Origin of the sequence: Mesorhizobium sp. M2A.F.Ca.ET.043.05.1.1 (assembly GCF_003952445.1) — a bacterium.
Classification (GTDB): Bacteria; Pseudomonadota; Alphaproteobacteria; order Rhizobiales; family Rhizobiaceae; genus Mesorhizobium.
Map to the genome: position 1 here is coordinate 1784708 of NZ_CP034446.1, position 17190 is coordinate 1801897.

20 protein-coding genes and 1 pseudogene are annotated in these 17190 nt (G+C 62.8%); 7 read left to right on the forward strand and 14 right to left on the reverse strand.

Annotation, left to right across the window (positions count from 1 at the left end):
- Positions 1–146 precede the first annotated feature (146 nt).
- Positions 147–1142: a nicotinate-nucleotide--dimethylbenzimidazole phosphoribosyltransferase gene (locus EJ069_RS08480; RefSeq protein WP_126060920.1), complete on the forward strand. Its 996-nt coding sequence runs from the start codon at positions 147–149 to the stop codon at positions 1140–1142.
- 14 nt (positions 1143–1156) lie between these two features.
- Here the strand turns inward: EJ069_RS08480 and EJ069_RS08485 are convergent, their stop codons facing one another.
- Positions 1157–2680: a HAMP domain-containing sensor histidine kinase gene (locus EJ069_RS08485; protein WP_126060921.1), complete on the reverse strand. Its 1524-nt coding sequence runs from the start codon at positions 2678–2680 to the stop codon at positions 1157–1159.
- Positions 2681–2756: 76 nt separating this feature from the next.
- Here EJ069_RS08485 and EJ069_RS08490 point away from each other — a divergent pair, with 76 nt between their 5' ends.
- The 4 genes and pseudogenes from EJ069_RS08490 (at position 2757) to EJ069_RS08505 (ending at position 5283) form a co-directional block, all read left to right on the forward strand.
- A complete protein-coding gene (locus EJ069_RS08490) occupies positions 2757–3380 on the forward strand; it encodes a thermonuclease family protein (RefSeq protein ID WP_126060922.1) in 624 nt (207 codons plus the stop codon).
- Between the two features lie 47 nt (positions 3381–3427).
- Positions 3428–4037: pseudogene (locus EJ069_RS08495) on the forward strand (glutathione S-transferase).
- A gap of 28 nt (positions 4038–4065) precedes the next feature.
- On the forward strand, positions 4066–4683 hold the full coding sequence (locus EJ069_RS08500; RefSeq protein ID WP_126060923.1) for a uracil-DNA glycosylase family protein: 618 nt from the start codon (positions 4066–4068) through the stop codon (positions 4681–4683).
- Between the two features lie 108 nt (positions 4684–4791).
- Positions 4792–5283: an Lrp/AsnC family transcriptional regulator gene (locus EJ069_RS08505; RefSeq protein WP_006205209.1), complete on the forward strand. Its 492-nt coding sequence runs from the start codon at positions 4792–4794 to the stop codon at positions 5281–5283.
- A 21-nt stretch (positions 5284–5304) separates the two neighbouring features.
- Here the strand turns inward: EJ069_RS08505 and EJ069_RS08510 are convergent, their stop codons facing one another.
- Positions 5305–5871, reverse strand: coding sequence for a DUF3299 domain-containing protein (locus tag EJ069_RS08510; protein ID WP_126060924.1), 567 nt, complete (start codon positions 5869–5871; stop codon positions 5305–5307).
- A gap of 249 nt (positions 5872–6120) precedes the next feature.
- Between EJ069_RS08510 and EJ069_RS08515 the strand changes: the two genes are divergently transcribed.
- On the forward strand, positions 6121–7467 hold the full coding sequence (locus EJ069_RS08515) for a hypothetical protein (RefSeq protein WP_126060925.1): 1347 nt from the start codon (positions 6121–6123) through the stop codon (positions 7465–7467).
- Positions 7468–7488: 21 nt separating this feature from the next.
- Here the strand turns inward: EJ069_RS08515 and EJ069_RS33190 are convergent, their stop codons facing one another.
- The 12 genes from EJ069_RS33190 to moaA form a co-directional block, all read right to left on the reverse strand.
- Positions 7489–7842, reverse strand: a complete 354-nt coding sequence (locus tag EJ069_RS33190; RefSeq protein WP_245456475.1) for a GNAT family N-acetyltransferase — start codon at positions 7840–7842, stop codon at positions 7489–7491.
- 183 nt (positions 7843–8025) lie between these two features.
- Complete coding sequence (locus tag EJ069_RS08525) at positions 8026–8730, reverse strand: DNA alkylation repair protein (RefSeq protein ID WP_126060926.1); 705 nt, start codon at positions 8728–8730, stop codon at positions 8026–8028.
- A 5-nt stretch (positions 8731–8735) separates the two neighbouring features.
- Positions 8736–9605 (reverse strand): NAD(P)-dependent oxidoreductase, encoded by an 870-nt coding sequence (locus tag EJ069_RS08530; RefSeq protein WP_126060927.1) that lies wholly within the window; start codon positions 9603–9605, stop codon positions 8736–8738.
- Positions 9606–9721: 116 nt separating this feature from the next.
- Entirely contained in the window at positions 9722–10546 is an 825-nt protein-coding gene (locus tag EJ069_RS08535) for an ABC transporter permease (RefSeq protein WP_126060928.1), read from the reverse strand.
- A complete protein-coding gene (locus EJ069_RS08540) occupies positions 10543–11259 on the reverse strand; it encodes an ABC transporter permease (RefSeq protein ID WP_126060929.1) in 717 nt (238 codons plus the stop codon). The genes EJ069_RS08535 and EJ069_RS08540 overlap by 4 nt, the downstream gene beginning before the upstream one ends.
- Before the next feature lie 78 nt (positions 11260–11337).
- Positions 11338–12123, reverse strand: a complete 786-nt coding sequence (locus EJ069_RS08545) for an ABC transporter substrate-binding protein (RefSeq protein ID WP_126060930.1) — start codon at positions 12121–12123, stop codon at positions 11338–11340.
- 151 nt (positions 12124–12274) lie between these two features.
- The gene (gene mobB, locus EJ069_RS08550; protein WP_126060931.1) at positions 12275–12790 is read right to left on the reverse strand and encodes a molybdopterin-guanine dinucleotide biosynthesis protein B; all 516 of its coding nucleotides are present in this window, start codon (positions 12788–12790) and stop codon (positions 12275–12277) included.
- Complete coding sequence (gene mobA, locus EJ069_RS08555; protein ID WP_126064664.1) at positions 12787–13419, reverse strand: molybdenum cofactor guanylyltransferase MobA; 633 nt, start codon at positions 13417–13419, stop codon at positions 12787–12789. Before mobA ends, mobB begins: the two co-directional genes overlap by 4 nt.
- A 4-nt stretch (positions 13420–13423) precedes the next feature.
- A complete protein-coding gene (locus EJ069_RS08560; RefSeq protein WP_126060932.1) occupies positions 13424–14344 on the reverse strand; it encodes a DMT family transporter in 921 nt (306 codons plus the stop codon).
- 124 nt (positions 14345–14468) lie between these two features.
- Positions 14469–14825: a hypothetical protein gene (locus EJ069_RS08565; protein ID WP_042642401.1), complete on the reverse strand. Its 357-nt coding sequence runs from the start codon at positions 14823–14825 to the stop codon at positions 14469–14471.
- A gap of 87 nt (positions 14826–14912) precedes the next feature.
- Positions 14913–15407: a hypothetical protein gene (locus EJ069_RS08570; protein WP_126064665.1), complete on the reverse strand. Its 495-nt coding sequence runs from the start codon at positions 15405–15407 to the stop codon at positions 14913–14915.
- A gap of 56 nt (positions 15408–15463) precedes the next feature.
- Positions 15464–16459: a GTP 3',8-cyclase MoaA gene (moaA, locus tag EJ069_RS08575; RefSeq protein WP_126060933.1), complete on the reverse strand. Its 996-nt coding sequence runs from the start codon at positions 16457–16459 to the stop codon at positions 15464–15466.
- A gap of 309 nt (positions 16460–16768) precedes the next feature.
- On the opposite strand from moaA, the gene EJ069_RS08580 reads away from it, so the two are divergent.
- Complete coding sequence (locus EJ069_RS08580; RefSeq protein ID WP_126060934.1) at positions 16769–17122, forward strand: DUF971 domain-containing protein; 354 nt, start codon at positions 16769–16771, stop codon at positions 17120–17122.
- Positions 17123–17190: the final 68 nt, after the last annotated feature.

Genomic DNA, 17190 nt, shown 5'->3' on the forward strand with positions numbered 1-17190 from the left:
TCCACATGGTGCAACCGCCGGAGCAATGCAAGCCCTCCACGATGCGCCGCAAGGCAACCTGTTCGCGGCATCGTCCGGCGGTTGTGCCGGCTGCAGAAGGCGGCTATGCCGCTTGCGATTTCCGCAACGAACTGCGACCGACGCAAATGCCTGCTAAGCCTTTCGATGATTTCCGAAGCCTCCTCACGGCGCTGCCGCCTGCCGATGACGCGGCGGCCGCGCGTGTCCGCGCGCTGTTTGCCAAAGCGGACAAGCCGACCGAATCGCTCGGGCGCATCGAGGACATCGCGGCCTGGATTGCCGCCTGGAGCGGGCGGGCGCCGCCGGCGATCAACCGGCCGCTGGTGGCGATCTTCGCCGGCAATCACGGCGCCGTCAGGCATGGCATTTCGCCGCGGCGTGTGGCGGCGACCGCCAATGAGGTCGAGCTCTGCGCCGCTGGCGGGGCCGCGATCAACCAGGTCTGCATCACCAACGATCTCGGCCTGAAAGTCTTCGACCTGGCATTGGATATCCCGACAGGCGACATCACCGAGGAAGCCGCGCTGGACGAACGCGGCTGCGCCGCGACCATGGCCTTCGGCATGGAGGCGGTCGCCGGCGGCGCCGACCTGTTGTGTCTGGGTGATCTTGGGGTTGGCAATTCGACGATCGCCGCCGCGCTCTGCGCCGCGCTGTTCGGCGGCAAGGGGACGGATTGGGTTGGCCCAGGGTCTGGCGCCGATGCGGCGATGATGGCGCGAAAAGCCGAGGTCGTGGACCGGGCGCTGGCGTTTCATGGTTCCGGCCTCGGCGATCCGCTGGAGGCCCTGCGACGGGTCGGCGGCCGCGAGTTCGCGGCGATCTGCGGCGCTATTCTTGCGGCCCGCATGGAGAAGATTCCCGTCTTGCTCGACGGATTCGTGGCGACTGCCGCGGCCGCTGTTCTGCACGCCGCCAGCCCCGGCACGCTCGATCATTGTCTGCTTGCCGGCCTGTCGCCCGAGCCTGGCCATGCCAAGGCCGCCGAAAGGCTCGGACTGCGGCCGCTGCTCGATTTCGGTATCAGCCATGGCGAAGGGGTAGGGGCTGCGCTCGCTGCCGGCATTGTCAAAGCCGCGGCGTTGACCAGCTCGGGCATGGCGATGGCTGTCCGGCTATAATGCTGCGGATGACGTCAGCGGCGGCCGCGCGTGGCGACCGTCTTGGTTGGCAGGGCCGGCAGTTCCTCCATCACCCGGCTCAGCGGGAAAATGGCAATCGCCTCCGTGCCTTCACGCAACTTGGAATGAAGCTCGAACGTGCCGCCATGCATGGCGAGCAGGCCCTGCACGATTGGCAGGCCGAGGCCGGTTCCCTGTTCCGCGCTCTTGATGGCGATCGAGCCCTGACCGAAAGCGGATAGCACCACCGGGATTTCCTCTTCCGGTATGCCTGGACCGTTGTCCTTGACCGAAACGTACTGGCCGCCGCCGGCGGTCCAGCCGACGCGCACGCGCACTTCGCCGCCGGACGGGGTGAACTTGATCGAATTGGACAGGAGGTTGAGCGTGATCTGACGCACCGCGCGCTCGTCGGCAAAGAGGCGCGGCAAGGTGTCCTCGAACTCCTGGACGATGCGGATGTCCTTGTTGCGGGCCCGCAATTCCATCATGTGGCAGCAGTCCTCGACGATGGTCACCAGCATCACCGGCTCCTCGTTGAGCTGGTAGCGGCCGGCCTCGATGCGCGACAGGTCGAGGATCTCGTTGATCAGGTCGAGCAAATGCTGGCCGGACTCGTGCACATCATGGGCATAGTCGCGGTAGGTCGGATTGTTCATCGGACCCAGCACTTCATTGGCCATCACTTCGGAGAAGCCAAGAATGGCGTTGAGGGGCGTCCTGAGCTCATGGCTCATCGAAGCGAGAAAGCGCGATTTCGCAAGGTTGGCATCCTCGGCGCGCCGCCTTGCCTCGTCCGACATTGATTTCGCCGTCTCCACCTCGGCAATGAGCGCGTCCTTCTCCGAGCGGAAGGACAGCACCATCAACGAGGCCTGATTGAGGTGGCGCGCGACATAGCCGAAGAACGGAAGTGCTGTGATGAGCAATGCCGCCATCGTGGCTTCGATCGGCGTCCACAGGCGCATGATGGTGTACACATAGACGGCTACGGGAATGGCAAAGGTCGCGAACAGCGCGCCGCCAAGCGAGGAGGCCAAGACCGCGGTCGTCGCCATCGCGATCAGCAGCACCATAGCCTTGGCGACATGGAACTGGTCGATCTGGCAGGTGTCGCAGCCGATCCAGGCGAACCACGCCCAGCCAAGGCCACACAGGAAATGGCCGATCAGGAAGTCGCGGCGCGTCTGCGCCGGGTCGAGTTCGGCGGCCTCGGTTCGCTCGACGCGCCGCGACATGAACGCGACGATCGCGTAGCAAAGCAGCATAGCCAGAGCCCAGATGGTGATCTGGTTGTCCAGGCCCGCCAGCCGGCCGAGAGCCGCCACCGCCAGCACCAGCAGCGGGATGGCGACCGCGCTGACCACCATGGCGCGCGCATGCAGTTTCAGGAGTTCGCGATCGAAGTCGAGGCTGCCGGCCTGTTGCGAAAGGCGGTCGCGCGTCTTGCGCACCGCGCGCGCCACATCGCTGTTGCGGTGCGGTTTACGGCGGTCCACAATGAATTTATCCGCTGTGTTCGAGCGTAGCAAAGGCATACGGACTTCAATTTCTGCGCGCAGCGATTTTCAGTTCGTTAAGCTACGTTCGAATGATTAAGAGACTGTTTGCCATATGAGCCGCTTCGGGTCGCGAGGACCGCGCCGGCGCTATGCGGCAACCCCGCCGCGCGGCCTGTGGCGCAAGCTGCTGGACTATGGGCTGGCCTTCCTCTTGCTCGGGTTGCTGATTCTGGTGGTGGCGCGGCTCGATCGCTTCGAGACTCGCAAGGAGCAAGGCACGGCGATCGTCAATGACGGCGATTCGATCACGCTCGGGACCGAGCGCATCCGCATGCGCGGCATCGATGCTCCCGAGTACCAGCAGACCTGCCAGAAGGCCGGCGCCGACTATCCCTGCGGCAAGCTGGCGCGGCAATCGCTGGTACGGCTGATCGCCGGCAGGCCGGTTTCCTGCAGCGGCTGGCAGCGCGACCGTTACGGCAGGCTGCTCGGCGATTGCAGGGCAGGCGACACCGACCTGAACCAGGCCCAGGTGCGGGCCGGATGGGCGGTTGCCTTCGGCGACTTCGAAACCGAGGAAGCGGTGGCGAGAGCGGCCAAGGTCGGCATCTGGGCAGGCGCCTTCGAGGAGCCGCGGGACTGGCGCGACAGCCATCATGACGCGCCGGTCGAGAGAAAGCGCGGCACGCTTGCCTGGTTGAGCGACGCGTTGCGCGATTTCTTTCGCTTCTGGTGATGGGCGGACCCTGGCCCTATGATCCGGTGGAGAAGCTGGAGGATGGAATGAAGCTGTTCGACGGCGGCCGCGCGCCCAACCCCGACGTGTGCGCGTCTTCCTTGCCGAGAAGGGGCTGACGGTGCCGCTTGTGCCCGTCGACATGGCTGCGCTGGAGCATCGCGGCGAAGAGGTGGCGCAGCGCAATCCGCTGCGGCGCCTACCGGTGCTCGAGCTCGACGACGGTACCGTTATCACCGAATCGATCGCCATCTGCCGCTATTTCGAGGAGTTGCACCCCGAGCCCGCGCTGTTCGGCACGGGTGCGCTCGGGAAGGCAAAGGTCGAGATGTGGCAAAGGCGGCTTGAACTCAACCTGATGGTCAGTGTCGCGGCCGCGTTCCGGCATATCCATCCGGCGATGAAGGAGTGGGAAGTGCCGCAGATCCCGGAATGGGCGAGGCCAACAAGCCGAAGGCGATCGAGTTCCTGCATCTCCTCGACCATGAACTGGCGCAGCGCGAATTCGCCGCCGGCGATGCCTATTCGGTCGCCGATATCACCGGAATGATCGCCATCGATTTCATGAAACCAGCCCGCATCAAGGTGCCTGCGGAATGCACGAATGTGCTGCGCTGGTACGCGGCGCTGACGAGCCGGCCGAGCGCGACGGCCTGAGCGACCGAAATTGGATAATCCACCCGATATGAGCGAAGTATTGGAGCGCCTCACCGCGAGAGTGCGGGCCTGCCGCATCTGCGTCGACCAGCCGGTTGGCCGGCCCTTGCCGCACGAGCCGCGCCCGGTATTGAGGCCGTCCTCGAGCGCCCGCATCCTGCTCGCCAGCCAGGCGCCGGGCACCAAGGTGCATGTATCGGGCATGCCGTTCACCGATGCGTCCGGAGATCGCCTCAGAAGCTGGCTCGGCGTCAGCAACGAAGAGTTCTACGACACGGAAAAATTCGCCATCGTGCCGATGGGCTTCTGCTTTCCCGGCCAGGACGCCAAGGGCGGCGACCTGCCGCCGCGTCGCGAATGCGCACCGGCCTGGCGCGCTCAGCTGATGGCGCTGATGCCGCAGATCGACCTGGTGCTGACCATCGGCGGCTATGCGCAGGCATGGCATATGGGCACGACGCGTGCGGCGTCCTTGACGGATACGGTGAGGAATTGGCGCGCCGTCTGGGATGCTCCGGCCAGTCCAAAAGTGTTGCCGCTGCCGCATCCGTCGTGGCGAAACACCGGCTGGCTGAAGAAGAATCCCTGGTTTGAAATGGATTTGCTGCCCTTCCTCAGGTCGGAAATCCGCTATCGCATTGGTTAGGCATTCCGCAAGATATCACCCGCTTTTGGTACCTTTGGCAGAATTTCTTTCTTGTGAAAGGCTCCGATAAAAGGGATTATAGCCAAACTATTCCCCTGGAGCCTCCCCATGGATCGCCTCGACCGAAAAATTCTCCGCCTCCTGCAGGAGGACGCCACGCTCGCGGTGGCCGACGTCGCCAAGAAAGTCGGCCTTTCGACCACGCCGTGCTGGCGGCGTATCCAGAAGCTCGAGGAAGAGGGCGTCATCAAGCGGCGCGTCGCCATTCTCGACCATGAGAAGGTCAATGTGCGCGTCACGGTCTTCGTGTCGATCCGCACCAATTCGCACAGCCATGAATGGCTGCGGCGCTTCTCCGAGGTCATCCAGGAATTTCCGGAGGTGGTCGAGTTCTACCGCATGAGCGGCGACGTCGATTACTTGCTGCGCGTCGTGGTGCCCGACATCGCCGCCTATGACGCCTTCTACAAGCGCCTGATCGCCAAGATCGAGATCCGCGACGTGTCCTCGTCCTTCGCCATGGAGCAGATCAAGTACACAACGGAAATTCCGCTCGATTACATGGTTCTGGACAAGGAATCGGGCGCGAACGCGGCGTGACACTGGTTGCGCCGACCGGCCTTAGTTCTTCTTCTTGTTGAGGAAACTCCACGGCGAGTTGACCGGCAGAGTGACCGTGTCCGGCACGCTGTCGACGCTCGCCACCTCGGCCCTGCGCACCGTGTAGCCGGACTGGACGATCGAGACGCCATCGAGGATAAAGAGCTGGCTCTTTTCCATGCCGGGCTGCAACACGCCGGTGATGGCGACCGGGTCGTAAGCCTCTTTCATCTTGTAGGGATGCGCCGGCGTCACCAGCACGATCTGGTTGGGCGGCGGCGTCGGCATGTGGCTGCAGGCGCCTGTCCACGGCACCAGCAGGAACTGGTAGACGAGGTCGCCGTCGCGATCGACCGGCAACGCATAGCCGGCTAATTGTATGGCCTTGTCCTGCAGATTGAGCGACAGCGTCTCGCCGTGGTCGGGCAGTTTTGCCGCGATCATCGGCAGGTTCGCGTCCTCGGCGATCGCCTGCGTGGCGGGGCGCAGATCCTTCCAAAGGATATGCGCGGTTTCCGCCGAGACATGACTGACGGCGAGGCCAAGTACCGCGGCGATGATCGCGCCTGTGCCGAGACGATTGTTCATTGGCTGCATTCTAGCCGGTCCGTGACTGCGAGCGAGTAAGACTGCCGTGATCTCGGAGCATTTTCCACCCCGATGGATCAGTCACGGGCTATGGAAGCGCTCTGGTGGAACGTCGCGCCGAAGAAACTGCGGGAAATCGTTGTCGAAGTCTTGCCTGACCGGGGCAACGGCGCTGAAGATGCCCGGACGATACGATGGCAGTGAGCCTGTGTCGCGCGACCCCAGCGCACAAGTACCTGGAGAAGTTCCATGCCGACCAGCCATGATCTCAGCGGGCTGATGAAATTTCTCACCCGTGACGAATGGCGCGAATGCTTCGCGGAAGTTTTCAACGAGCATTTCGGCAGGGTGCTCGATGGCGAGGGCGATTTTGAAGACCTTGCCGAAGTCCTCGGCGAGCACTGGACGAATGCCCTTTGGGGTTGTGCTTTCGAGGATTTCCTGACGCAGGATTTCGAGGGTGAACCCAGCAATATGGTCGACGAATATCTGAAGCGCCGAGGCTGGAAGGAAAGGGCGCAAGCAAGAGCCTATATAGCGGCGCTGCGCACCTCCGTCATGAGTTTGTATGAGGTGAGCGACGTCGTTCCAGGAATATCTTTTGTGGCCCGCGACCTTATCCGCGGCGGTGAGCCGTTGACCGTCAGCGAGGGCACCGCCACCAAGACTTTGAAACAGTGGGACAGGCTTGCCGCGCGGATCGTGCCTGTCATGGGCAAAGCCGTAATGGCCGGCGGTGTCTTGCCCTTTACCCCGAAGGCCACCGAAATATTGTTCGATGGGCTGCGGGGCCTGTTCGGCAAGAGAAATGCGAAAAAGCTGCCGGCCATCAAAGACGACGAGCTGCAGGCTGCAGCATTCATGTTCACGCTCTCCTGGTTGTTCGACACCCTTGGAAGAGTGGCGGGGCCTCAGCTGCAAAACACCGATGGTGATGAAATCACTTTCCACGACGTTCGCTTTCCGCTCGCGCCGGGCGTGGGAGCGGATGACATCGCTGTTCGGCTGAACAGCATTCCAGCCTTCTCGCAGGCAGACACGAAATTCTGGAACTGGCTGGAGGAGACACCGAAAGGTGGTAACCAGAAAAATGCGGAGGCTCCCGCTATAGATACCACAATGGACAACGGTTCGCTCGTGCTTGGCAACGTCGAGTTGAAAGGCCGTTTTCTGCATCTGTCCGCCAATTCCGCAGCGCGGGCGGCAAGAGGAACCGCCCTTGTCCAACAGGCCCTCGGCCATCTCGTGAGGACACCGCTGACTAAGATCACGACCGTCGAACAGATGAAGGCCGAGCGGCCAAGTGAAGGTGCTCAAACATCTCGATCGGACATTCCGCCGGAGATCGCCGAACAGGCCATCCGAGAGCACGTGGATCGACACTATCGGGAAACCCTCGACCAGCCGGTCAAAATGTTGGGGAACAAGACGCCACGCCAGGCCGCCAAGACTGCAGCCGGCCGGCAAAAGGTCGCCGACTGGCTGAAATATATGGAAAATCAGACCGCCAAGCGGCCTGACCCGACTGATCCCTTGGCGACCTACAGCTTCGAGTGGATGTGGAAAGAACTGGGCGTCCACGATCTGCGGCGGTAGCGCATTTCCATCCGTGCCCCTTCAACGGCCGAGCCGCATCACATGCCGACGCGTGCCGGCGGTTCCTGTCTCATGGAAGCCCCGCGCGGCGAACATGTCGCGAAAGCCCATGAAGCGATAGCTGGGTGCCGCCTCGTCGACGGGATAGGCCTCGACGGCGCGCGCGCCCTTGCTGAAGGCATGATCGATCGCCGCGTCGAGCAGGGCGGAGGCCAGCCCGCCGCCGCGCAAAGACCTCGGCACATAGAAGCAGACGATCGACCATATGCCGGTCTCACTGTCGTCCTGCTGCTTTGACAGTTTCCGGTAGGTCTCGCGCGGCGCGACCGAGCACCACCCGACCGGCTTGCCATCCAACTCTGCGACGATGCCCACGGGGTGCCGGCATCGATGAGCGCCATCATCATGCGCTTCTTCTCATCGCTCTGGATGTGCTCGCGGCTGGAATGGCGCCAGGCCATGCACCAGCAATATTTCGGCGCGCTCGGCTGCTCGAACAGCGTTTCGAAACGGTCCCGCGTCTCTTGCGTCACCTCAACAAAGCGGACGCCGGAAAGGTCAGGTTTTTGCGGTTGCGAGCCTTGCGAGCTGTTTGGCATCCGTCAGTTCCTTCACCGCATCCTTGCCGATCCAGCGCGCCGTCCTGTCCGACGATGCCGCCAGTTTTTCCGCCAGCGCAAGGGCAGGGGCGTGCAGGCTCATCGAGCGCTTGCCGATCTGCCGCAGCGCCCAATTGACTGCCTTGCGGACGAAATTGCGCGGATCGCGGGCATGTTTCTCGATCAGCGGCAGATAGGCAAGGAAGGTCGCGTCCGGCTCCTTCTTGAGATGCACCGCGCTCCAGGCGAGCATGGCAAAGGCGGTGCGGCGGACGAATTCGCGTTCGTCGTCTGCGAATTCGTCGATCAGGTCGCGCCAGAACGGCGTTTCGGCAAACAGGTCGGCAACGGTGTCGACGATCTCCCAGCTGTCGAAATCCGCGGCCCAGCGCCGGCACTGGTCGATGTCGACCTTCTTAGGCTCGCCGGTGAAGGCCGCCATCAGCCGCGCCTCCCGAATGCCGCTGTCCCACAGCAGAAGCGATCGCTCGTGGTTCTTCCTCAGCTTGCGCGCCAGCGGCCGCAAGTCGGAATTGCCGATGCCAAGCGCGCTCGACGTGTTGATGCCGAAGCGCGCCATGCCTGCCAAATTCGCCTCCGTGCCGATCGCGCGCAGGTGCGCGACGATGTCGTCGGCGCTCCAGCTCGGATCAGGCAACGTCATGTCGCCTATTTTTCCAGGCGGGCAAGCAGCGAGGAGGTATCCCAGCGCTTGCCGCCCATGTCCTGCACATCCTTGTAGAACTGGTCGATAAGCGCGGTCACCGGCAGCTTGGCGCCGTTGCGGTTGGCTTCGGCCAAGCAGATGCCGAGATCCTTGCGCATCCAGTCGACGGCGAAGCCGAAATCATATTTGCCGGCATTCATCGTCTTGTGGCGGTTTTCCATCTGCCAGGAGCCGGCTGCCCCCTTGGAAATCACCTCGACCACCTTCTCGATGTCGAGGCCTGCCTTCTTGCCGAAATGGATGCCCTCGGCCAGGCCCTGGACGAGGCCGGCAATGGCAATCTGGTTGATCATTTTCGTCAATTGGCCGGCGCCGGCCGAACCCATCAGCCCAACCATACGGGCGTAGGCGTCAATGACCGGCTTGGCTTTGTCGAAGGCCGACTGCTCGCCGCCAACCATGACGGTCAGGACACCGTTCTCGGCGCCGGCCTGACCGCCTGACACGGGCGCGTCGAGAAAGGAGAAGCCTGCCTTGCGCGCCGCTTCGTCCAGCTCGCGCGCGACCTCCGCCGAGGCGGTGGTGTTGTCGATGAAAACGGAACCCTTCTTCATCGCGGCGAAGGCGCCGTTGGCGCCGGTGGTGACCGAGCGCAGGTCGTCGTCATTGCCGACGCAGGAGAAGACGAAGTCCTTGCCTTCGGCTGCTTCGGCCGGCGTCAGCGCCAGCTTGCCGCGATGCTGGGCCACCCACTGCTCGGCCTTTGCCTTGGTGCGGTTGTAGACGGTGACGTCGTGGCCGCCCTTGTTCCGGAGGTGCCCGGCCATGGGATAGCCCATGACGCCAAGACCGAGAAATGCAACCGATGCCATAGACCTGCCTTCCAACAAAACACGGTTTCCAGTGGCCGAAGGTCTAGGCCATGCGAAAAATTCGTCAAGGCGCGCCACGCTGCATCGACTAGTGCAGGCGGCCGAGCCGCAGGGAATTATCGATGCAGGTGGACGGTAATCCGGCGCTCGATCCACTCGACACCGTGGCGCACTATCTCGACCATCACAAGATAGATGATCGCCACCCAGATATAGGCCTGGATGTCGAAGGATTTCGCATAGGCGAGCTTGGCGTTGCCCATCAGGTCGTAAACGGTGATGATGGCAACGATCGCCGAGGCCTTGATCATCAGGATGAGCTCGTTGCCGTAGGGCCTGAGCGCGACGATGATCGCCTGCGGCAGGATAACCTTTCGCAGCGTCTGCAATGTGTGCAGGCCGAGCGAGGCCGCACCCTCCCATTGTCCGCGCGGCACGCTTTCGATGGCGCCGCGCAGAATTTCGGCCTGGTAGGCGGCGGTGTTGAGCGAGAAGGCGAAGACACCGCAGTAGAAGGCCTCGCGGAAGAACCACCACAATCCTACAGTTTCCAGCTCCGGCCGGAAGGAACCGACGCCGTAATAGACGAGATAGGTCTGCACGAGCAGCGGCGTGCCGCGGAAGAAATAGACGTAGCAATAGGCAAGCCCCGACAGGATCCAGTTCTTCGACATGCGCCCATAGGCGACCGGCAGCGAGAAGATCGCTCCCAGCACCATCGAGATGGACACCAGCGACAGGGTCGTTCCCAGGCCCTGCAGATAGGCCGGCGCGTAACGGGCGAAGAACTCTGGATTCCAGGCGTAGACGAGATAGGCGACGAGGCCGAGACCGAACAGGATCCATACGCCGACCAGTGCGTAGCCGACGATGCGGGCGCGTGGCCAACCGCGGGCCAGAGGGGGCGGCTTGTCGACGACGATGGCCTGGCTGACGCTCATCGCACCGCCCTCCGCCCGAGATGACGCAGAATATGGCCGGTGGCGATCGACGACAGGATGGCGAGAGCCAGGAAGATCAACGCCGCCACGCTGTAGAACAGGAAGGCATGCTTGGTGACGCGCGCCGCGACGCCGGACTGGCGCAGGGTCTCGGCGAGATTGACCACCGAGACCAGCGAGGTGTCCTTGAGCAGGCTCAGCCAGCAATTCTCGAGGCCGGGGAAGGCGATGCGTATCAGCTGCGGCAGGATGACCAGCCGCATCGTCTGCCATTTCGACAGGCCGATGGCGTAGCCGCCCTCATACTGGCCTTTCGGAATGGCGCGGAACGCGGAAAGGAAGACCTCGCTGGCATAGGAGGAGAAGATCAGCGACAGCACGATCATGCCAGCGATGAAGCTGTTGACGTCGATTGTCGCGGCCGGATTGAACAGCCGCACCAAGTATTGCAGCAGAAGCGGCATGCCGAAGAAGAACAGGAAGAGCGTGACCAGCTCCGGCAGGCCACGGAAAACCGTGGTGTAGATGTTGGCGGCCAGCCGCAGGGAAGGCTCTTCATGCTGCTTGGCGAAGGCGACGAAAAATCCGATCGTCAGGCCGATGGGCAGTGTGGCGAGCGCCAGCACAATGGTAACCAGAACGCCAGACGCAATGTCGTCACTCCAGCCGTCCGGTCCCCAGCTGAGAAGTGTCCAAATGCTTTGGGCCGGCATTGACGGGTCGTGTCTCCGTGGCGATCCCGGGAGAAGAGAAGGGCGGCGAGGGGTGCCTCACCGCCCTTGGCGCAACGATCAGGATTCGGCGCCGTAGACGTCGAACTTAAAGTACTTGTCGTTGATTTCCTTGTATTTTCCGTTTTTGCGGATGGTGTCGATCGCTTGGTTCAGCTTGTTGACCAGATCGGTCTCGCCCTTGCGCACGGCAATGCCGGCGCCCGGTCCGAAGATCTCGACCGGCTGGGGCGAGGGTTGGCCGAGGATCTTGCAGCAGGCGCCGTCCGGCGTATCCAGCCATTGCTGCAACACGACGATGTCGTCCTCGATCGCGTCGAGACGGCCGTTGGCGAGGTCGGCCTGCTCCTCGGGGCTGCTCGGATAGCCCTTGATGGTGCTGTCCGTATAGGTCTTGGAAGCGTAGTTGTAATGCGTGGTCGTGGTGGCGACGCCGATGTTCTTGCCGGCGAGGTCTTCCTTGGTCACGCCCTTGAGCGGCGAATCCTTCGGCACGGCGATGGCCGACGGGGTGTTGTAGTATTTGTGGGTGAAGTCGACCTTTTCCTGGCGCTCGGGCGTGATCGACATCGAGGCGACGATGGCGTCGAACTTGCCGGCCTGCAGCGCCGGGATGATGCCGTCCCAGTCCTGCGCGACGAAGGTGCACTTCACCTTCATCTCGTCGCAGAGCGCCTTGGCGATATCGATGTCGAAGCCGACCAGCTGGCCGTCCGAGGTCAGGTTGTTGAAGGGCGGGTACGCGCCTTCGGTGCCGATCCTCAGGGTCTTTTCCTGAGCCTGGGCGACGCCGAGTGTCAGCAGCGCGGCCGAAGCGGCAAGCGCGATACGCAGTGCAATACGCATGATAATCCTCTCATATTGTCATGGCCGCTGTCCCGTGCGGCTCTTGTGGGCGGAGCTTCTTTACCGCCCGCTGAGGCGGATACTCCCACTCTTTGCGAGAAAAAAGCAACTGCAAATCAACGGCAAGCGACAATCGGGAAGTGCCGCTGCGTTACTTGGTTCGAGCCACGAGACCTGTGCTGCGCTCGACAAAGTCGGCTATCGATTTGGTGTCGTCGAGGTCGAAAACCGGCAGGTTTTCGCCTTCGACCGTAAAGTCGGCGGCAACCGCGACGATGTTGGGATCGTTGGCCGAAAGCGGCGTCCGGTCCTTGGCTTCGAGCCGCCTTGCCTCGATCTTCTTGTGCGCTTCGCGCTTGTAGCCCTCGACCAGCACGATGTCCGACGGCGACAGCCGCGCCAGGATGTCATCCAGCGTCGGTTCGTTCTGGCCGCGCAATTCGTGCATCAGCGCCCAGCGCCGGCCGGAAATGATGGCGACCTCGGTGGCGCCCGCCTGCCGATGGCGAAAGGAGTCAGCGCCCGGCTTGTCGATGTCGAAGTCATGGTGGGCATGCTTCACCGTCGAAACCGTCCAGCCGCGCGCGACCAGCTCGGTGACCAGCTTTTCCGTCAGGGTCGTCTTGCCGGAATTCTTCCAGCCAGTGATGCCGAATACGCGTCTCATGGCCTGAGGCTTTGCAACAGACGCTCCGCCACCGCAAGGTCGTCCGGTGTGTTGACGTTGAAGAATGGGTCGATCTTTTGGCCGCCCGCTTCGATCATCGGGAATTCGACCTCGACATGGCCATGGCGCTCCATGAATGCGGAAACCCGCCGGTTGTCCTCGTCGACCAGGAAATGACGCAGGGCGTCGCGCAGGCCGAGCGGCCAGAGCGCGAAGGTCGGGTGCCACCTGCCGCCCGAACTGGCGACGGCGATCACGCCCGGCCGGTCGTTGGTTGCGGCGGCGAGGCGCTCGACGAGGTCGTCGGGGAAGAATGGCGTGTCGCCGGCGGCGCTCATGAGCCACCGGCAGCCTGTCTGCTTGGCCGCCCATTCGAGGCCGGCGAGGATGCCCGCCAGCGGTCCGGCATGGCCCGGCACCGTGTCCTCGATCACCGGCAACCCCATGCCGGCAAATCGCGCAGGATCGCCGTTCGCGTTGATCCCGAGCGTCGCGACCTGGGGCTTCAATCGCGCGGCGACATGGTCGATCAACCTGGCTTTACCCAATGAAAGCAGCGGCTTGTCGCCGCCGCCCATTCGACGCGCCTGGCCTCCCGCCAGAATGATCCCCGCAACATTTCCGTCCATCGGACTATATGCCGTCCGGCGCCATGTCGGGTCCAGCGCTTTCAGCGGCAGGCTGCTGCCTGCCGACGACGCGCTCGCGATAGAGCGCATAGAGGCCGGAGCCGATGATGATGGCCGCGCCGACGATCATCGGTAGGTCGGGAACATCGCCGAAAATGACGAGGCCGAGCAGGATCGACCAGAGCAGGGCAGTGTAGCGGAACGGCGCGATGAAGGAGATGTCGCCCGCGCGCATCGCCATGATGATGAACTGATAGCCGATGAGCACCAGCACCGCCGCGAGCGCCAGAAGCATGGTCGAGCGGCCGCTCATCGGTGTCCAGCCGCCCATCGGCGACAAGAGCAGCGCACCCAGCACGGTCATAGCAAGCGCGGTCGCCGTCGACACCAGCATGGTCGGGATCGCGTGTGGGATGCGCTTGGTGGAAAGGTCGCGCACCGCGCAGCAGGCGACGCTGGCCAAGGCCACCAGGGAATAGACGCTGAACCCTTCGAAACCCGGCCGCACGATGATGAGCACGCCGACGAAGCCGGCGGCAATAGCGGTCCAGCGTCGCCAGCCGACACTTTCGCCGAACACCAAGGCCGCGCCCATGGTGACCGCCAGCGGCAAAGCCTGCATGACGGCGGAGACATTGCCGATCGGCAGATGCGCAAGCGCGATCAGGAACGACACCGTGGCGCCGGCTTCGCCGGCCACGCGCATGGCCACCATCGGCTGCAGCATGGCGGCCGGATTGACCAGCGCGCCGCGCCGCCAGGCAAGCAGGCCGACGAAGAAGGACGCGAAGGCGCCGCGCACCAGCATGACCTGCGCCATGTTCATCGATTCGGAGGAAAATTTGGTGATCGCATCATTCAAGGTGAAGCCGACCATGGCCACGATCATGAACAGCGCGCCGCGGAGGTTTGGCGAGAGAGGCAAAGGCGTTTCCGGATTCTTTTTCTAGATCAACCCGTAGCAGGCGATCGGCAAACAGCAACGCCAAAAGAAATGGGCCACCAATTCTGCGTGGCCCATGATGTCGATTTGCCGGGCTCCCGGAGACTTACTTCGGCGTCAGCACTTCGGTGCCGTTGCCGTTCTGGCCGGCGATGGTCCACAGCCCATGCAGAGAGCCGTCCTTCTCGATCTTGTAGACGACGAGACCGACTTCCTTGCCCATCGCATAGCCGGCGGAAAACGCATTGTCGTTCCGCATGCAAATGCCGTCCGAAGTCGAGCCGCCGGTTTCCCAGTGGATCGTGCAGGTCGTGTCGCTGGTCAGCGTGATGGTTGCCTCGCCACCATATTTCGAACCATCGAAATTGGTGCCGGCGACCGTGTAGGTGCCGCCGATCGACTGAGCCGCGGCCGGCATGGAAGCAATCCCAAGCATTGCGAGTGAAAGCATGATTGTGCGCATGTGCACTCCCCCTAGAGCGAAAATCGCGCTCGAAGGCTAGGCCGGAAAAGGCCGGCGGTAAATCGGGCGGAGGATCGCGCGGAGGGTTTATTTCGAGTTTGGCCCGGACGCCTCGTGCAAGCTGCCGGCGATGGTGCCGACCAGCGGGTCGTATTTCGCCTTGAGCGCCGCCGGATACTCGATGAACACGCTGTGGATCACGTCCTCCTTGCCGAACACGGACCGCCGATAGAAGATCTTGTCGCCTTTCGTACCCGACAGCACCGCCCAGTTCTTGCCGGCCTTGCCGTAGGTGACTTCTTCACCTGGCTCCGGGCTGGCTTTTTCGTTCTCGACGAGGCTCTTGGGCGTGTCGTCTAGCGCATTGTAGCTGCCGTAACAGGCCACGCTGGCGCCGTCGGAGCTGTGCCACTCCAGGCCGTCGCCGTTTTCCGGCTCCGGCATGCGCTCCGTGAAAATCTGGTCCGGGAAAGTGCACACGGTGCCGAAGCGCGCGTTGACATAGGTGAACGGCTTGGCCAGCGCCGCTGTCGTCAAGAACAGAAGCGCGGAAAACAAGCCGATGCGCCGAAGATACTGCATGTTCTTCACTTTTGGCCTCTGACCAAAGGCGATCATGCATCAAGCCGTTGAAAAAATCAGCCGCCGGTGACGCTCATATGCCGCGAGACCGAGGGACGGCTGGTGCGGCGGTCGATGATGAAATCATGGCCCTTGGGCTTGCGGCCGATGGCCTCGTCGATCGCCGCGTCGAGCAGTTCGTTGCCTTCGGAGGCGCGCAACGGTGCCCTCAGATCCGCGGCGTCCTCCTGGCCGAGGCACATATAGAGCGTGCCGGTGCAGGTCAGCCGCACGCGGTTGCAGCTTTCGCAGAAATTATGCGTCATCGGCGTGATGAAGCCGAGCCGGCCGCCTGTCTCGGCGACATGGGCATAGCGGGCAGGGCCGCCGGTCTTGTAGGGGATATCGGCGAGCGTGAACTGGCGCTCCAGCGAGGCGCGCAGTATCGACAGCGGCAGATACTGGTCGGTGCGGTCGGCCTCGATCTCGCCCATCGGCATCGTCTCGATGAGGGTGAGGTCCATGCCGCGGCCATGCGCCCAGCGCATCAGCTCCGGGATCTCGGCATCGTTGAAGTCGCGGAGCGCGACCGCATTGAGCTTGATCTTCAGCCCCGCCTTCTGAGCGGCATCGATGCCTTCCATCACCTTACGGAGATTGCCCCAGCGCGTGATCTGGTGAAATTTTTCGGCATCGAGCGTATCGAGCGAGACATTGATGCGTTTGACGCCGCAGTCGGCGAGCTCGGCGGCGAAGCGCGAAAGCTGCGAGCCGTTGGTGGTCAGCGTCAGCTCTTCCAGCGCGCCGCTGTCCAGATGACGCGACAGCTGGTGTACCAGATGCATGATGTTCTTGCGCACCAGCGGCTCGCCGCCGGTCAGCCTGAGCTTCTTCACGCCCTTTTCGATGAAGACGGTGCAGAGCCGGTCGAGCTCCTCGAGCGACAGCAGATCCTTCTTCGGCAGGAAGGTCATGTCCTCGGCCATGCAATAGGTGCAGCGGAAATCGCAGCGGTCGGTGACCGATACGCGCAGATAGCTGATCGTGCGACCGAAGGGGTCGATCATATCCATTGCAAGCGTTTCCCGTGGCCTGAGCGGCGTCGTTATATACGGCTATGTGATACGATCCAATGCCGCATTCAAGATAGAAGCTCTCGGTCTTTGGTAACATTCCCCGACCGACATCGTATGTCGGCTGGCCTCAAGTGGCTTTCCGCATCGCGCGAAGCGGCGTAGGGAAGGGCGCAACCCAAAGCATGATGCCGAAAAGTGTGAAGCGGTTTTTCGGACGACATCATGCTCTATCTCTTTGACTTAGAGACGGATTCAGATTTCAGGTCGATTCGACCTGAAATCATCCGTCTCTAGACAGGACCAGTCATGACCGCGCCAAAGGAACTCAGGGTCTCGAAAGACCGCAAGCTCTTGACCGTGACCTTTCCGGGCCATCAGCCGTTCGAATTGCCGGCGGAGTTTCTGCGCGTGGCTTCGCCATCGGCGGAAGTGCAGGGTCATTCGCCGGAACAGCGGGTGACGGTCCCCGGCAAGCGCAATGTCGCAATCCTCAAGATCGAGCCGGTCGGGAACTACGCAGTGCGCATCACCTTCGACGACTTCCACGACACCGGCATCTTCACCTGGACCTATCTTCATACGCTCGGCCACGAAAAGGATGAGCGCTGGAACGCCTATCTCGCCGAACTGGCCGAGAAGGGGCTGAGCCGGGACCGCTAGCCTGCGCCTGGCAACCCAATTTGGCAGCCGGCTGTCGTCAAGACGTCATGGACATGGAGTAGCGCCGG

What these genes read in the sequence shown, in the direction of transcription:
- EJ069_RS08480 (WP_126060920.1), top strand. Translation starts at nt 147, where the DNA reads ATGCCTGCTAAGCCTTTCGATGATTTCCGAAGCCTCCTCACGGCGCTG.
- EJ069_RS08485 (WP_126060921.1), bottom strand. Translation starts at nt 2,680, where the DNA reads ATGCCTTTGCTACGCTCGAACACAGCGGATAAATTCATTGTGGACCGC.
- EJ069_RS08490 (WP_126060922.1), top strand. Translation starts at nt 2,757, where the DNA reads ATGAGCCGCTTCGGGTCGCGAGGACCGCGCCGGCGCTATGCGGCAACC.
- EJ069_RS08500 (WP_126060923.1), top strand. Translation starts at nt 4,066, where the DNA reads ATGAGCGAAGTATTGGAGCGCCTCACCGCGAGAGTGCGGGCCTGCCGC.
- EJ069_RS08505 (WP_006205209.1), top strand. Translation starts at nt 4,792, where the DNA reads ATGGATCGCCTCGACCGAAAAATTCTCCGCCTCCTGCAGGAGGACGCC.
- EJ069_RS08510 (WP_126060924.1), bottom strand. Translation starts at nt 5,871, where the DNA reads ATGAACAATCGTCTCGGCACAGGCGCGATCATCGCCGCGGTACTTGGC.
- EJ069_RS08515 (WP_126060925.1), top strand. Translation starts at nt 6,121, where the DNA reads ATGCCGACCAGCCATGATCTCAGCGGGCTGATGAAATTTCTCACCCGT.
- EJ069_RS08525 (WP_126060926.1), bottom strand. Translation starts at nt 8,730, where the DNA reads ATGACGTTGCCTGATCCGAGCTGGAGCGCCGACGACATCGTCGCGCAC.
- EJ069_RS08530 (WP_126060927.1), bottom strand. Translation starts at nt 9,605, where the DNA reads ATGGCATCGGTTGCATTTCTCGGTCTTGGCGTCATGGGCTATCCCATG.
- EJ069_RS08535 (WP_126060928.1), bottom strand. Translation starts at nt 10,546, where the DNA reads ATGAGCGTCAGCCAGGCCATCGTCGTCGACAAGCCGCCCCCTCTGGCC.
- EJ069_RS08540 (WP_126060929.1), bottom strand. Translation starts at nt 11,259, where the DNA reads ATGCCGGCCCAAAGCATTTGGACACTTCTCAGCTGGGGACCGGACGGC.
- EJ069_RS08545 (WP_126060930.1), bottom strand. Translation starts at nt 12,123, where the DNA reads ATGCGTATTGCACTGCGTATCGCGCTTGCCGCTTCGGCCGCGCTGCTG.
- mobB (WP_126060931.1), bottom strand. Translation starts at nt 12,790, where the DNA reads ATGAGACGCGTATTCGGCATCACTGGCTGGAAGAATTCCGGCAAGACG.
- mobA (WP_126064664.1), bottom strand. Translation starts at nt 13,419, where the DNA reads ATGGACGGAAATGTTGCGGGGATCATTCTGGCGGGAGGCCAGGCGCGT.
- EJ069_RS08565 (WP_042642401.1), bottom strand. Translation starts at nt 14,825, where the DNA reads ATGCGCACAATCATGCTTTCACTCGCAATGCTTGGGATTGCTTCCATG.
- EJ069_RS08570 (WP_126064665.1), bottom strand. Translation starts at nt 15,407, where the DNA reads ATGCAGTATCTTCGGCGCATCGGCTTGTTTTCCGCGCTTCTGTTCTTG.
- moaA (WP_126060933.1), bottom strand. Translation starts at nt 16,459, where the DNA reads ATGGATATGATCGACCCCTTCGGTCGCACGATCAGCTATCTGCGCGTA.
- EJ069_RS08580 (WP_126060934.1), top strand. Translation starts at nt 16,769, where the DNA reads ATGACCGCGCCAAAGGAACTCAGGGTCTCGAAAGACCGCAAGCTCTTG.